The 14,855-nt window shown below is 47.7% G+C and carries 11 protein-coding genes and 1 pseudogene; 9 read left to right on the top strand and 3 right to left on the bottom strand.

Features of this window, described 5'->3' with window-relative positions:
* Positions 1-140: 140 nt before the first annotated feature.
* Genes KJS65_RS20570 through KJS65_RS20560 form a run of 3 tightly spaced genes read left to right on the top strand, consistent with a single transcriptional unit; the run spans position 141 to position 3,981 of the window.
* Positions 141-884 carry a polyphosphate polymerase domain-containing protein gene (locus tag KJS65_RS20570; protein WP_213651713.1) on the top strand — a complete coding sequence of 248 codons (744 nt, stop codon included), beginning with the start codon at positions 141-143 and terminating at the stop codon, positions 882-884.
* Complete coding sequence (locus tag KJS65_RS20565) at positions 881-1,561, top strand: DUF4956 domain-containing protein (RefSeq protein ID WP_213651712.1); 681 nt, start codon at positions 881-883, stop codon at positions 1,559-1,561. Before KJS65_RS20570 ends, KJS65_RS20565 begins: the two co-directional genes overlap by 4 nt.
* A gap of 20 nt (positions 1,562-1,581) precedes the next feature.
* On the top strand, positions 1,582-3,981 hold the full coding sequence (locus KJS65_RS20560; RefSeq protein WP_280531343.1) for a carbohydrate-binding domain-containing protein: 2,400 nt from the start codon (positions 1,582-1,584) through the stop codon (positions 3,979-3,981).
* 217 nt (positions 3,982-4,198) lie between these two features.
* Here KJS65_RS20560 and KJS65_RS20555 read toward each other — a convergent pair.
* A pseudogene (locus KJS65_RS20555) lies at positions 4,199-4,606 on the bottom strand (methylglyoxal synthase); the annotation flags it as partial.
* Between the two features lie 305 nt (positions 4,607-4,911).
* On the opposite strand from KJS65_RS20555, the gene KJS65_RS20550 reads away from it, so the two are divergent.
* Together KJS65_RS20550 and dnaN are read left to right on the top strand one after the other, a co-directional pair.
* Positions 4,912-5,148 carry a ribbon-helix-helix domain-containing protein gene (locus tag KJS65_RS20550; RefSeq protein ID WP_213651711.1) on the top strand — a complete coding sequence of 79 codons (237 nt, stop codon included), beginning with the start codon at positions 4,912-4,914 and terminating at the stop codon, positions 5,146-5,148.
* A 25-nt stretch (positions 5,149-5,173) separates the two neighbouring features.
* Positions 5,174-6,298, top strand: a complete 1,125-nt coding sequence (gene dnaN / locus KJS65_RS20545; protein WP_213651710.1) for a DNA polymerase III subunit beta — start codon at positions 5,174-5,176, stop codon at positions 6,296-6,298.
* A gap of 110 nt (positions 6,299-6,408) precedes the next feature.
* Here the strand turns inward: dnaN and KJS65_RS20540 are convergent, their stop codons facing one another.
* Complete coding sequence (locus KJS65_RS20540) at positions 6,409-7,872, bottom strand: MDR family MFS transporter (RefSeq protein WP_244864669.1); 1,464 nt, start codon at positions 7,870-7,872, stop codon at positions 6,409-6,411.
* A 933-nt stretch (positions 7,873-8,805) separates the two neighbouring features.
* A complete protein-coding gene (locus tag KJS65_RS20535; RefSeq protein ID WP_213651709.1) occupies positions 8,806-9,402 on the bottom strand; it encodes a TetR/AcrR family transcriptional regulator in 597 nt (198 codons plus the stop codon).
* Between the two features lie 358 nt (positions 9,403-9,760).
* Between KJS65_RS20535 and KJS65_RS20530 the strand changes: the two genes are divergently transcribed.
* The 4 genes from KJS65_RS20530 (at position 9,761) to KJS65_RS20515 (ending at position 14,645) form a co-directional block, all read left to right on the top strand.
* Positions 9,761-10,618, top strand: coding sequence for an SDR family oxidoreductase (locus KJS65_RS20530; RefSeq protein WP_213651708.1), 858 nt, complete (start codon positions 9,761-9,763; stop codon positions 10,616-10,618).
* A 241-nt stretch (positions 10,619-10,859) separates the two neighbouring features.
* Positions 10,860-11,849 (top strand): substrate-binding domain-containing protein, encoded by a 990-nt coding sequence (locus KJS65_RS20525; RefSeq protein ID WP_213651707.1) that lies wholly within the window; start codon positions 10,860-10,862, stop codon positions 11,847-11,849.
* On the top strand, positions 11,846-13,315 hold the full coding sequence (locus KJS65_RS20520) for a sensor histidine kinase (protein ID WP_213651706.1): 1,470 nt from the start codon (positions 11,846-11,848) through the stop codon (positions 13,313-13,315). The genes KJS65_RS20525 and KJS65_RS20520 overlap by 4 nt, the downstream gene beginning before the upstream one ends.
* Positions 13,290-14,645, top strand: a complete 1,356-nt coding sequence (locus tag KJS65_RS20515; RefSeq protein WP_213651705.1) for an AraC family transcriptional regulator — start codon at positions 13,290-13,292, stop codon at positions 14,643-14,645. Before KJS65_RS20520 ends, KJS65_RS20515 begins: the two co-directional genes overlap by 26 nt.
* Positions 14,646-14,855: the final 210 nt, after the last annotated feature.

The following is a 14,855-nucleotide window of genomic DNA, read 5'->3' as shown; positions in this document are numbered from 1 at the left end:
CCCCGGCTTGCCGGCATATATCATCCGAATGTTAACGGAATGTTATCTGCGTGTTTAAGCTTCGTTAAAGGTTTGGGCTTTAAGCTACAGATATGGAAGGCGAGAGTCATCCGTTATCCGTGAAAGGAGCGTAATGAACGATGGCGATTGAAGTATTCAACCGTTATGAAAACAAGTATTTGATGGACACGAAGGCTTTCTACAATATTTATAACGACCTGATGGCATATATGGAACCCGATGAGAACAACAAGGATGACAAGTTCTACACCATCAGCAATCTGTATTACGACACCGAGCATCATTCGCTCATCCGTACCAGTTTGGCCAAGCCCAAATATAGGGAGAAGCTGCGGATTCGGTCTTACGGTGTGCCGGGCAGTGATGCCAAGGTGTATCTGGAGCTGAAGAAGAAGGTGTTCGGTCTCGTCAACAAACGGAGAACATCACTCAGGCTGGATGAAGCCTATGAGTTCATCCGGACTGGCGCAGCCCCTGCGTACCGAAAAGGCATGAATGAACAGGTGATTCGCGAAATCGAGTACTTCCTGAGCCGGTATGAGCTGCAGCCGATGGTTTATCTGGCGTATGACCGCATCGCGCTGTTCTGCAAGGACAACCGCGATCTGCGGATCACCTTTGACACCAACATCCGCTCGCGGCGTTATGATCTCAAGCTGGAGGCCGGCGATTATGGCGAACAGCTGATGGAGCGGGGCCAGTGGCTGATGGAAGTCAAAGCCGAAAAGACCATTCCGGTCTGGCTATCCAAAATGCTGTCCGAGCATCAAATGTATCGTACCAGCTTTTCCAAGTACGGCAATGAATACAAGAAATCGATTCGAAATGCACCAAACGTTGAAAGGGAGAGAGTTGTTTTATGATTGAATCCATTTTTACGTCGTCCGCTGCGGACACGAGCCTTTCTTTATCGCATGCGCTTTTGACACTGGTGATTGCCGTTGTACTGGGAGGCATTATCAGTTTCACGTATATGAAAACACAGCCGGCTTATTCCCCGAGCTTCACCCTGACGATGATGGTGCTGCCTGTGATTGTGGCAATCATCATCATGCTCATCGGCAGCAATATTGCCAGAGCCTTCAGCCTGGCGGGCGCCTTCTCCATCATCCGTTTCCGGAGCGCTCCCGGCGACTCCAAGGATATTTCCTACGTCCTGTTCTCCATGGCGGCGGGCCTGGCGGCAGGCGTCGGAGCGTTTGGTTACGCGGTGCTGTTCACGATCATTCTCTGCGCGCTGATGTATGTGCTGAAGCAGATCGGGTTCGGTGTGAAAAAGGATCCTCTGAAGACGCTGAAAGTCACTATCCCGGAAAATTTGGGCTACGAAGATGCTTTTGAAGAGGTTTTCCGCGTACACAACATCGATTATGAGCTGAAAAAGGTCAAAACAACCGAGCTCGGGAGCCTGTATGAAGTTGTGTATTCGATCAAAATGGGTCCAAGCACGAATCAGAAGGCATTTCTGGATGACATCCGGACCCGTAACGGTAATCTGGACATTACGCTGACGATGAATCCTGTGCTGCAGGAATATTAAACGAAAAGAGGTTGAACAAGTTGAAACAATCTTATAAAACGAAATTTGCCGCGATTCTGATCCTGACGGCCATGCTGGCCTCCGGCTGCACAACCAATGCGGCCAGCAGTACGACGTCTGGGGACAGTACGGCGGTGGAGACGGATACAGCAGCAGTGGACGCGAGCACGGCCAACGCACAGCTGGCGAGCCTCAAAATAAAGGATCTGGTGGAATATGATACTGATGATACGACCGTCGATTGGAAAGAAGGCGATGCCACGACCATTACGCTGAGCGGCACGAGCGCAACCGTGAGCGGGGAAGGAGCGCAGGCCAGCGGCGGTGATGTCAAGATTTCTTCAGCCGGAACGTATGCGATCAGCGGCAAGCTGACGAGCGGAAGCATTGTGGTGGAAGCCGGCAAGGATGATATCGTGCATTTGGTGCTGAACGGTGCGCAGATTATCAACTCTAGCGGTCCTGCGGTTCAGGTCAAGAAGGCAGGCAAAACCGTGCTGACGCTGAACAAAGGAACGAATAATTCGCTGTCGGACGGAAAAACCTACGCGGATACCTCGGAAGATGCCCCGACAGCGGCCCTGTTCAGCCAGGATGATCTGACGATCAACGGCGCGGGCAAGCTGACTGTGCAAGGGAACCATAAGGACGGGATTACGAGCAAGGATGATCTGAAGATTGTAAGCGGCACACTGGACATAAACGCAGCCGACGATGGGATCATCGGCCGCGACTTGGCAGCGATCAAGACGGGCGTCATTCACGTCAATGCCGGCGGAGACGGCTTCAAGACGACTTATGATGGCGACAAGGATAAAGGCTACCTGGTGATTGAGGACGGCATGTTTAACATCGACGCAGGCAGCGACGGATTCCAGGCCTCTACGACCATGCTGATTGATGGCGGCACCTTTGACATGGTAACCGGCGGCGGAAGCGCCAATGCGGAGCCTCACCAGGAGGAACAGCCGCCGCAGCGTCCAGATTTTGGTTCGCAAACCGGTACCGGAGCACAGAGCGGGCCGACCTCAACGCAGGCACAAGACGCAAAGTCACAAAATACGAAGACGAATTCCGAAGCACAGTCCCAGACCGAGACTCAAAAGACTGAGCAGAAGCAAATGGCCGCTACTGATACGAACGCAACCGCCCAAGCGGACACGGAGAACAGTGAAGAAACCGAAACGGGAAGTGCCAAGGGTCTTAAGGCAGACGCTGGAATATCCATATCGGACGGCCAGTTCAAGATTGATTCCGCTGACGATGCGGTGCATACCAATGGCAGCATTCGCATTGTGGGCGGACAATTCAGCTTGGCTACCGGCGATGATGGTATCCATGCCGACACGTCGATTGCCATTTCCGGCGGTACCATCGATATTACGAAAAGCTATGAAGGCATCGAAAGTGCGGATATCGCCATTTCCGGCGGTGAGATCCAAGTGGTTGCCAGCGATGACGGCGTGAATGCTTCGGAAGGAGGCGGCAGCGCGGAAGGGCCGGGCGGAATGTTTGGCGGCGAGCCGCCGGCAGGCACGCCGGGACAGGTACCGCCTGAGGATCAGGCTCAAACGAATGGCAGCCAAACGCAGTCTAATCAGACGCAATCGCAAACGGATCAAGCCCAATCCGGCGACCAGAGTGGAGAACAAGGCCAAGCCGGAGCGCAGCAGCCGCCGACAGGCGGTCAAGGAATGCCAGGCGGCCCTGGCGGTTCAGGCAATGCGAAGCTTACTATCAGCGGCGGACATCTCACGGTCGATGCCGCAGGTGACGGACTCGACTCGAACGGTTCCATCGTGATGACTGGCGGTACCGTGCTCGTGAATGGCCCAACGATGAACGGAAACGGCGCTCTTGACTACGACGGTACATTTGAACAATCCGGTGGTCTGCTGGTCGCAGCCGGAAGCTCAGGCATGGCACAGACGCCATCCGAATCTTCTTCGCAGCGATCGATGATGATGACGTTCCCGAGCACGCTGAAGGCGGGTACGCTGGTTACGCTGGCGGACAGTAAAGGGACGCCGATCCTGAGCTTTGCTCCGGCAAAATCCATCCAGAGTATCGTGATTTCCACTCCGGATTTGAAGGCCGGCGAGACCTACATCCTGTATTCAGGCGGAACGTCCACGGGTACGCCGAAGGATGGATTGTATGAAAAAGGTAAGCTGACAGGCGGCACGAAAATCGTCAGCTTCAAGCTGGGTGATACGGTCACATACGTCAATGAGTCGGGCGTGACAACCGGCGGCGGCGGCTTTGGCGGCGGCCGGGGGCAAGGTGGCCCAGGTGGCGGCCAACGCAAGGGAGAATCAGCCGGGAATGGAGCTTCAGGCCAAAGCGGCACAACCAGCCAAAATGGAGGAACTTCAGGTACAGACAGCACGCAAACGTCAGAAAAGGACTCGTCTGTTTGAGAATCCGCAGAGCAATAGTAAAGCCTTTGTAAGAAGCAAGAAGAGCCCCGTAATCATGCGGGGCTCTTCTTGCTATGCAGCGTGCTCAGAAGTACGCATGAAGATGCTTATATAAAAATTATTGGGATTCGGCGGTAGGAAAACCGATATCGTTCAAATACTTTGCTTGTGGAGCAGTCTTGGATTCATGGGGTTTTATGGTGCGGTGGGCTAGATTTCCGGGGCGGCATTGGTGAATGACCTCACGCCAACTGAAATCTCCACGTTCCAGCGCATGCACAAGCAGCTCTGCTGTTGCCATGTTCGTGGCTACAGGAATCCCATATACATCACACAGGCGGAGTAGAGCTGTAATGTCGGGTTCATGGGGCTGCGAGACAAGAGGGTCGCGGAAGAAGACTAACAAATCCAGTTCGTTTTGAGCCACCAAGGCTCCAATTTGTTGATCACCGCCAAGCGGACCTGACATGAATCTCACAAGATCTAATGTGGTATTTTCCATGATTAATTTGCCTGTTGTGCCCGTTGCGAACAAGGTATGCTCTTCAAATAATGACTGATAAGCAATGACGAACTGTACCATTTCTGTCTTCTTGCGATCATGAGCAACAAAAGCTACTTTCATAGACAACCACCATCCCACTCCAAATTTATGTTAATTTATTTAACATAATACTCCTTAATTTATATACAAACAATATTTATTTAGTGATTTCCAGAAAAAACGTCTTATTAATGTTAATATATATTACACATATATTACATTTGTGATCTCTTTGATAAAATCAACCGAAAATAAACCTGCCTTGCAACTAGAGGGAGGGTGACGGGACTTCATGATTTGTAAGACTCCGGCTGACATGTTAAAATGAAGATAACTTATATTTGAAAAAGGTTACCTAATTCAAAAAAGTGTGGAGGTGAATTGAAATGAGCGATAATGAAGTCAAAGTCGGGGTCTCGAATAAGGATGGTCAACTAGGTTTTTTGTTTACAAGAGGTGGTCTCCGGGAGGGGGCTGGCAGAAAAGGCATTGGAGTGACCAAGAAGGTTTCATTAACCTTAACGGATGAGATGTGGGCCAATATCGAAAAGCATTGTGCAGATCATCAAGTATCCCGCTCAGAGGTTATCCGCCATATGATTGAGTTTTATTATTCATCATAGTTTCCTGGAAAGATAGGTGAGGTCCTTGCGGGTCGCAGTAACCAGAGATGCTCTTATTAACGCTCTACAGCATGTACTAAAGGCAGTTTCAGCGAATAGTCCAATGCCGATTCTGAAAGGAATACATATTCAAGCAATTGTAAATGGTTTGATCTTTACAGCAAGCAATACAAGTATGACCATTCAATATACGGTTCCCCAAAATAGCAGCTCTCTGAAGGTGTTGGAGAATGGCGGTATTGTTGTACCGGCACGTTATTTTCACGAAATGATTCGTAAGCTTGATGATGGGTTCATAACATTGGAGATCCAAGAGCATTTCATTCTCACCATCACAACAGGGAGTTCACGAATTCGGCTATGCGGAATGGACTGCGCAGAATTCCCGTCTATGAATAGATCGGAAAATGGTTCTGTCCATAAATATCAAATGAACAATGCTTTATTGAAATCATCGATCGGGCAGGTGACAACGGCTGCCTCAGTATCTGATGCCAGACCCGTACTAACGGGGGTCTTTTTTGAATATACGGAACATCGGTTCAAGCTAACGGCTACGGATGGAATTCGTTTTGCCTCCCGGACTTTACATATTGAAGAGCATATCAACGCCGGCATAAATGTGATTATTCCAGCAAAAAATCTGAACGAAATAGCAAAAATGCTGAACGCTGAAGACGAGATCACAGATATTGAGGTGGGTGCCAATCAGATCAGGTTTATTGCCAATGAACTGCAGATTCAGTCAGTTCTCATTGGGGGAGCTTTTCCATCTGTAAACATCCCGCAATTATATTCTTCTGAAATTATGATGGAGACGGCTTGTTTATTGCGTGCCGTTGAGCGCGTATTTGTACTGGCTGGTTCAAGTATCATTAGGCTGGCAGCTGCATCGGGTAAGTTAGATATATCATCCGCGACCGCTGAAGTTGGAGATGTCCGGGATGAGGTTCCATTAATGGAACGAAGCGGCGAGGATTTTACCATAAGCCTAAACGGTAAGCTTCTCATGGATATACTTCGTTGCATGGATAGCGGGTATGTGCGATTAAGATTCGCCGGAAAAATGAGTCCAGTCGTTATTCTTCCCATGGATGAGCCATCCTCGTCCACGCTCTTCTTAATTACACCGGTAAGAACCGCGAATTAATTCAAATGGTCAACACCGGCACTATAACCACAACGACCGCCTAAAGAATATGTTAGCGATATATACAATAAAAGCCCGAAGGGACTTTACGTCCCCAGGGCTTATTTTCATTACAAAGATGCCGACTTGGAAGTTCCGTGGATCAGCAGCTCTTCGCTAACTGGATAATGTTTCTTGCGTAACAAGAACAAAAATGGTATCGCTAAGGCAACAAGTACAGTTCCGATCATGAAGACATCCTGGACCGATTGGGAAAGGGCCAATTCAGATGCGTTCGCAGAGTTCGCTTTGTTCTGACTAAGATGAGTTAGGGTACGAGCAGACAGGATGCTGCTGAAAATGCTGACCGAAAGCGCAGCCGTTCCCTGACGAATCCAGTTGGTGACGGCGGATGCATGCCCGGTAAACCGGGTGGGTACAGCGGTCATCGCGGAGTTCGTTACCGGCATGTTGCAGAGTGAGATCCCGACATAACGGATTGCGAGCCAGAGTGCGATAAAAAGTGTAGTTGAAGCCAGACTCAAACGGCTAAGCTCCCAAGTCGCAACTCCCATGACCAGAACGCCGATGAGAATCAGACGGAATGGCCCTACCCGATCGTATATTTTGCCAACTATAAATGAAAGTATGACCATCACCAGCGTACCCGGAAGCATGACAAGACCGGTGTGAAGCGTAGATGCATGCTGAATATTCTGCATGTAGATCGGCACCAGGAATGTTGCTGCATACAAGGAGATGGTGATAATGCAGTTAATAATCAGGCTATACGTGAATCTGGGGATTTTGAAGACTCGCAAGTTCAGCAGAGGAGCGCTAACCTTCAGCGTTCGAATGATGAAATAAGCTACAATGACAAGTCCTGCGAGTAACAGGGTGATCGTTTTCCAGGATGTCCAGCCCCAGGAATGACCCTGACTGAAGGTGAGCAGCAGTGAACTCGTACCCACGATAACCGCTATAAAGCCAATGATATCAAGCTTGACTGCACTGCTGATTTTATGAAAAGGTATAAATTTCAAAGCCAGCAGCATGGCTATGATTCCAATCGGCAGATTCATGATAAATAACGATTTCCAGCCAAAATATTCGGTCAGCCATCCTCCCAGCGTAGGTCCGAATGCCGGTGCGAGCATCGAGGATACACTCCACAAGCCGATCGCAATCGTTTGCTTATCCTTTTGAATCGTCTGATAAATAATCGTCATGGTTGTTGGCATAATGATCCCGCTGCAGAGGCCCTGCAATATCCGGAACACAATCAGGGACTCCATACTCCAGGCGAACGTGCAAAGTGCCGATGTCAAAGTGAATCCGAGCAGAGCGAATACATATAGACGCTTGTAACTAAGTTTATCGCCCATGAACCCGATGATGGGGGCGATAACTCCTGTTGCCAGCATAAAGCCGGACATCATCCACTGCACCGTATTTAACTCGGCATGAAAATCATTCATAAAGACAGGTAAAGCTACATTGATGCTGGTCGTGCTAAGCGTTGCCATAAAGTTTCCGAAAAACACAGCAAAAATAATGCTCCAAAACGGAGCGGGTCGTTCCCCTTGAATACTCAAAAAATCTTCTCCTCCAGCGTTCTAGTTGTTTCCATACATACTCCCCGAGTGGCGTATATGCGTATGCATAGTCATGGATCGAGCGGTTGGTCAAACCGATCTTCGTCGTACCCCATGAATTGAATACTAAGTAGCATATAAAATAATCACGTTAACGTCAACGTTAATAATTAAAAATGGATACTGCAAAATTTCGTTAAAGAATGAGAAATATATTTGAAAATCAATACAAAACCTTTCTAAACCTACAATGAAATCCGGTATTCCTATGCTGAAATTGGGAATATGGATGGGGGAATCCTCAATAACAAGAAAGCCAGCGCCTTTTATAAGGGGCTGGCTTTTTCGATTTGTATACAATGATGAATCTGCGTTATATAAGCAGCGCTAAAGTGTTATAGGCAATTACATCTCTACGGATGCGGATCATTCTTATGAACGCTGTTGTCCCCGGATTTCTTTAGAATGCTTGGTTAAACGGTTAAAATCCGGGGGCAAAGGCGACCGCTTCGCTTCTTCAGAATGATTCCGCCTCCTCCGCTGAAGTATGTCCTTCTTTACATTCATTCTATATATCTTCTTTTTAATTATTTATAAACAATACATCCTTTTCGCGCTAGACCATCCAGCAATTTTGAGGCTTTCAGGTTTTTGTTCCACCGCAGGTCAAGCTTCTCCAAATGCTCCAGATGGGCATGGATGAATGTGGAAAAATATATTACGAATCCCTCAGCATTCGATTGAATGACACTATACAATTTTGATGTGTTACTACAGGAGTTATATAACGCGGTCGTCGTTGAGAGTATATATTCGGACACAAAATGCAAAGACACACCACGCGCTGGGAGATGCGCGTGGTGTTGTCGCTGGTTAATTCCATCATCGCAATAATAGGTAGTAGCTTGAAAGCATCGAGAAAAAAGTGTGTCTTTAGCTGGTTGTTTGCTCCCAAAAAGGGGCCAAATTAACTGATATAACCTCAATGACTTCATCAAACATCGTTTCCATTGAGCTATCATGAGGGTTCCGGCTCCACTGTAAGGCCGATCCGAATATGCCCCAACTGATAACGAGTGCCATAGCTTCCAATTTTTCTTGCGAAAAGCCCTGTATGTCCACTTCATTTATCCGTTTAAGCAGGAGTCGCTGAAGATCCTGATGCATGGCATTTTCAAACATCGCTTCAAACTGCTTGTCTCCCGGAGTGCTATATTGTTGTTTAAACCGCAAAAGAAAATCGAATATGGTTTGAATAAGGATTCGCAAATTTTCCGCAGTGCATCTTGTTTCTACCGGAAGTTTATCCCTTAGAGTCATGTGGAACTTATCCGTCATCCAATATCCAAGAAAGTCATATTTATCCTGAAAATGCGCATAAAATGTGGTTCGGTTTACAGTTGCTTGATTCGTGATATCATGCACAGAAATGGAATAGACGTTTCTCTTTTTCCTAACCAAATCGTTAAAAGCCTGCACGAACAATTGACGGGTTCTTTTAACACGCGGATCCTCGGGATTTACCGACATTTTATCCCCTCTTTCTCTTGAACTCAAATAACAGACAAAAGGACAAAAATGTTGGGAACGCAACAAAAACTGCTTTTTGCAGGTTGTCCGCAAGGGCTCAATTCTTTTATCTTTTACTTAAGATGTTGTTCAAAAAGTCACTGAAAATCCACTGCATACCTCTGCGTTGTTTGTTTTAAAATCTTGCTCACGTACCTAGAAATGTACGTTCAACCGGTTTTAAATAAACGCCTTGATCTGTTTGTGTCTGATTCAACGAATTTTTTGAACACACACTTATACGATTATGATTGCACAAACAAAATTGTGTGACAAGAAACGCTTTATCTGATTTGCAAACGAAAGGATGAATGTAGGGATGATTGTTGTTACAGGCGCGAATGGAAAATTAGGCCGGAAGGTCGTAGAGGAACTTCTCAAGCGTGTTCCTGCCGGGGATATTGGTGTAAGTGTCCGTGATGTGAACACAGCACAGGATCTACAAGAACGCGGAGTTCGTGTTCGGGAAGGAAATTTCGATGATTCCGAAAGTCTTCTTCACGCCTTTGAGGATGCGTCTCAAGTTCTTATGATCTCGTCCCACTCCTTGGGAGAAGCTGCTGTTCGTCAGCATCAAACCGCAATCGACTCGGCCAAAAAAGCGGGTGTTATTCGACTGCTGTATACTAGCCAAATGTTTTCGTCTGCAACGTCGCATTTTCCTCCCATGAACGTTCATGCTGCTACAGAAGAGATGCTAAGATCTTCAGGAATGGCTTTCACGTCGCTGCGAAACGGCTTTTATGCCGCATCAGCGATCATGTGGATGGGTGATGCCTTGAAAACAGGGGAATTGATTGCACCGGAAGATGGTCCTGTTGCCTGGACCACTCATTCCGACCTGGCTGAAGCCACAGCAGTAATCCTGACAGAGCAGAGATATGATGGTATAACTCCCCACCTTACGGCTTCTGAAGCGATTGACATGGATAGGATCGCATCGATTGCTTCCAAGGTCTTGGATCGACTGGTTCGGCGAATTGTCGTGTCGGATGATGAATATCGGAACCACCTGATGTCGCGAGGACTGCCGGAAGCGATGGTCGGCATGCTTACAGGTATGTTTCAAGCAAGTCGGCAGGGAGATTTCTCGCAAACCAGTCCCGCTTTGGAAAACCTGATTGGCAGATCCCCAGTGGATTTTACGGATTTTTTAAAGGACTCGATTTCTCAATAACACGTTAAACACTGGCTACTTAAGAACATCGGAAGAGGGGTGTCCACTAAGGATGCCCCGATCACTGTTTTTTGACAAAAGACTGGTACTTTTGAAAAGCTATGAAAATCTGGCTGCTATAGTAGTAACAATGAAGTTCATGATCTGCAAAATACTTGTCCCTGCTTAATGATATACTATTCGAATGAATAAAATAAACAGCCGGGTGGTATAGGCAATAGATGAAAGGATGGGATGCTTCATGTTAAACCGCAAATGGTCGTTTGGGCTGATCGTCCTTGTCCTTATTTTTGGCTATGTTCTCCTCCGGTTTTTCTCCTCAACGGTGAGGATAGATGATTTGGTACGGCAAATGGAACAAAGCAACACCGAAGATACTTCCTTAAAACATGTTGTCCTTATTGCGCAGGAACTGGATAACCCTTTCTGGAGGGAGATGCAGCAGGGGGCGGATGAGGCAGCGGCCAAGCTTGGGATGAAAATGGACTATATGGGACCCATTCGGATTAATCCCCCGGAACAGATGAAGCTGCTTGAAAAATCAATTGCCGCGAGGCCTGATGCGATATTGGTGCAAGGAATCAATGACCCGGACTATGATCTTCTTATTGGCAAAGCGATAGATCAGGGTATACCCGTCATTACAGTAGATGCGGATGAACCTGGGAGCCGGAGGCTTGCTTACGTTGGGACGGATAACCGGGAAGCAGGCGTACGGATGGGAAAGCTTGTTGTAAAAGATGCTGACGGAAGCGGCAGGATCGGTGTCATGATTGGCAGTGAACTGGCAGATAATCAAAGGCTTCGTTTGGAGGGATTCCGCTCGATCATTTCAGCGACACCCGGCTTTGAGATTGTAGATGTGCGCTCATCCAATATCTCGCGCATTGGAGCAGCTAAGCAGGCGGAGGCCATGCTGAAAGAGCACGGCAGCATCGACATTATTGTTGGATTCAGTGCCTTGGATGCAGCCGGCATTCTGGAAGGGGTAGAAGCAGCCCGCAAGGAAGCCGTGCAGATTTATGGGTTTGATGATTTGGAAACGACCCGGAAAAGCATCTCGCAGGGAGAAGTGATGGCTTCCATTGTTCAACAGCCTAGAGAGATGGGCTCGCAATCTATTCGTTTATTAGATCAATTGTTCAAGGGAAAGAAGCTCTCCGCGCATCATTTTATAGATATCTATATTCTGGATCGAGAGCACATCAAATCCGGGGGGAGCGGCCGATGAATATGCGTAGAATGCTGTTCATTGTCATCCCTTTGTTGTTTGTTTTAAATAATGCGGCCTCTTTCTTTATCTTTCAAAGCGGACGGACCGTGCAGCAGAGCTATAATATGATGCTGGATCGGGTATTATTATACAAACAGATTGATGGGAAAACGCGTGAGAATCTTCGTGCTATCAATGGTTACATCATGGACCGCAGCGACAGCAGCATGGAGAAGTATCGAAACGAGAGTGAAGAATTGACGCAGCTGCAGACAAGCTTGTCTGCACAAAATGCGATTCCATCAACCGAGCTTAACGTCCGGAGTTACCGTCATATGCTGGATTTATTCATTTCGCAGGAAGCGAGCATGATGAATGCATTAAACAGCCAGACACCCTTGGCTTATGCCGTTTCTTATGCCGAGGCTGAGAAAACAGCCGCTTTCATTCAGGAAGAAGCCTATCAACTCATTGACCTGGAGCTAAGCTATTATCAGCCGCTATACAAGAAGATTCTGGTGCAGACTGAAGTCATGAATCATTGGGGAGTTGCTGTTTTTATTCTGAATACGATCGTCAGCGTTCTGTTGGCTTATTGGATTTCACTTCGGATTACGAGACCCATCAAGGAGCTGGTGCAGACAGCTCGGCAAATTTCGGATGGGAATTTACAAGTTATTCCTCCTCAGATGAGCGCCCATAATGAATTCCGGGTTTTATCCGAGGCATTCAGTCAGATGCAGGAAAACCTGAAGCTGCTCATCAGCAAAGAGAAGGAAGGCTTGGAGAAGGACCGTCTGGTTAAAGAGCTGGAGCTGGAAGTGCTGCAGAATCAAATCAATCCCCATTTTCTGTTTAATTCCTTGAACGTGCTGTCCAAGCTCGCATTAATTGAGGGTGCGGAAAAAACGAGTGATCTTACGGTATCCATGTCGAATCTGCTTCGCTATAATCTCCGGAAGCTGGACCGCCCGGTACCCCTCAGGGATGAGGTAGAGCATGCCCAGGAATACTTCATTATCCAGCAGGCCCGTTTCCGCGAACGGATCCGGTTTGTAACCGAGATTGAGGAGGCAGGGCTGGAGGTGCTAGTGCCTGTGCTGACGCTTCAACCTATCCTAGAAAATGTATTTGTGCACGCAATGGAAGGAATGGAAGAAGGGGCTGTGATTAAGCTTTCGATTTCATGCAAAGCGGATGAGACCTGGGTTGCAATATCGGATAATGGAGTCGGCATGAGCGAGGAAGTGCGCAAGTCTTTGCTGGATGTGGATTCGGAACGACCGGGGGGGCAGGAAATTCAGGGGAAGGGCCAATCTACCGGCCTGGGTACACGTAATGTATTCAAGCGGCTGCAGTTATTTTATAACAAAAAGGATATGATCAACATTCACAGTGAGCCGGGCAAGGGGACGACGGTCCTCATACGGATTCCTGCTGCAGGAAAGGAGGATGGGCATGTATCGCCTACTGATCGCAGATGATGAGGCATTGGAAAGAGAAGGTATCGAATGGATCGTTAACCGGATGATGCCGGATACCTTTGAAATTTCCCATGCGGAGAATGGGCGAATTGCCATTCAGAAGGCCGCAGAGTTCCATCCTCATATCGTGATGATGGACGTGAGAATGCCGGGTATTCAAGGGCTGGAAGCGTTAAAGGAAATCAAAGCACTGAATCCGAATGTCAAAATGATTATGATTACCGCCTATGAATATTTTGAATATGCCAAGCAGGCGTTATCCCTTGGAGTGCAGGAGTATTTGGTCAAGCCGGCCAAGAGGGAGCAGATCGCAGCCGTGCTGGAGCGGTTCGTGCATGAAATTAAGGAAGACAAAAGAAAGCGCGATGAGCAGCTGGCAATCAGGGATAAGTTCTTTCAATTGCTTCCGCTGGCGGAAACGGAAATGGCGCTTCATCTGATGTCCGATCAGGTGAATGAGACGGAAGTAGATTACCTTGCCGATATTTTGCAGCTTTCGATCCATAAAGGATGCGCGCTGGTGCTTGCCTTTCCGGAAATGGGGGATGAGAAGAAAAAGGTCTATGACACGGTCAAAACCTTAACGCATGGGATGGTCAAAGGCAAGTGCGGCTCCGTGGTCAGTTCCATGGTTCACAGCCATATGGCCGTATTTCTGCTCGGAAAGCTCCAGAACGGTGATGAGGCGATCAGAGATGGCGCTGTGCAAATTGGATCGAAGCTGGCAGAAGCCCTTTACGGGCAGTGCGGTATCACGGTTTCTGTAGGAATCGGGTCTGTGCGGCCGGAAGTAACGGGAATCAGACGATCGTATTATGAGGCTGTGTTCGCATCCAAATTTGATAACAAATGGGGCAGCCTCTACCGGTTTGAGGATCTGAAAATTTCTGATAAAGCTGAATCGGGATGGGCTGCGGATCAACCACTGCCGGCTGATGATGCTCCGGCTGGGGAGAATATATACGTAGAATTAGCCATTAGACAAATCCGCGAAGAACGTGAGCAGAGTACAACGAATATGCTGGACCGGGCTATGGTTTATATGCGTGAGAGATTTGGGGAGGAGCTTTCCCTGGAGGATGTGGCGGAGCATGTTCATTTGAATCCGTATTATTTTAGCAAAGTGTTCAAGCAGCAGACAGGGGAAACCTTTATTGATTATGTGACCCGGCTTCGCATTGATAAGGCGAAGGAACTGATGAAGGATGGAGAGCTCAGCCTGAAGGAGGTTTGTTATTCCGTCGGCTACAAGGATCCTAACTATTTCAGCCGCGTCTTTAAAAAGGTTACAGGAGTTACTCCCTCGGAGTATCGTTTACAGCTTCAATAGATGATGTTCCAAGCGTCCATGCCATGAGGTGTGGACTTTTTTGTTGTGGACAGGAGAATTTGTGCTAATATACTGAGCCGCGAGGAAACGAAAGGATCCGGAAGCGATTTTATGCTGGTATAACGCAAATTAGTGAAGGGATTTGGCCGTTAGTTTGAAGAGAAGCCATGTTAAAATAATTCTTGTCATCCCGATTATTCGAGACGGAAT

The sequence above is a fragment of the Paenibacillus sp. J23TS9 genome, assembly GCF_018403225.1.
Taxonomy (GTDB): Bacteria; Bacillota; Bacilli; order Paenibacillales; family Paenibacillaceae; genus Paenibacillus_AQ.
Note: the sequence above shows the minus strand (reverse complement) of the source record. Positions and strands in the feature narration are given on the sequence as shown.

What these genes read in the sequence shown, in the direction of transcription:
- KJS65_RS20520 (WP_213651706.1), top strand. Translation starts at nt 11,846, where the DNA reads ATGAATATGCGTAGAATGCTGTTCATTGTCATCCCTTTGTTGTTTGTT.
- KJS65_RS20525 (WP_213651707.1), top strand. Translation starts at nt 10,860, where the DNA reads ATGTTAAACCGCAAATGGTCGTTTGGGCTGATCGTCCTTGTCCTTATT.
- KJS65_RS20570 (WP_213651713.1), top strand. Translation starts at nt 141, where the DNA reads ATGGCGATTGAAGTATTCAACCGTTATGAAAACAAGTATTTGATGGAC.
- KJS65_RS20515 (WP_213651705.1), top strand. Translation starts at nt 13,290, where the DNA reads ATGTATCGCCTACTGATCGCAGATGATGAGGCATTGGAAAGAGAAGGT.
- KJS65_RS20530 (WP_213651708.1), top strand. Translation starts at nt 9,761, where the DNA reads ATGATTGTTGTTACAGGCGCGAATGGAAAATTAGGCCGGAAGGTCGTA.
- KJS65_RS20565 (WP_213651712.1), top strand. Translation starts at nt 881, where the DNA reads ATGATTGAATCCATTTTTACGTCGTCCGCTGCGGACACGAGCCTTTCT.
- KJS65_RS20535 (WP_213651709.1), bottom strand. Translation starts at nt 9,402, where the DNA reads ATGTCGGTAAATCCCGAGGATCCGCGTGTTAAAAGAACCCGTCAATTG.
- KJS65_RS20550 (WP_213651711.1), top strand. Translation starts at nt 4,912, where the DNA reads ATGAGCGATAATGAAGTCAAAGTCGGGGTCTCGAATAAGGATGGTCAA.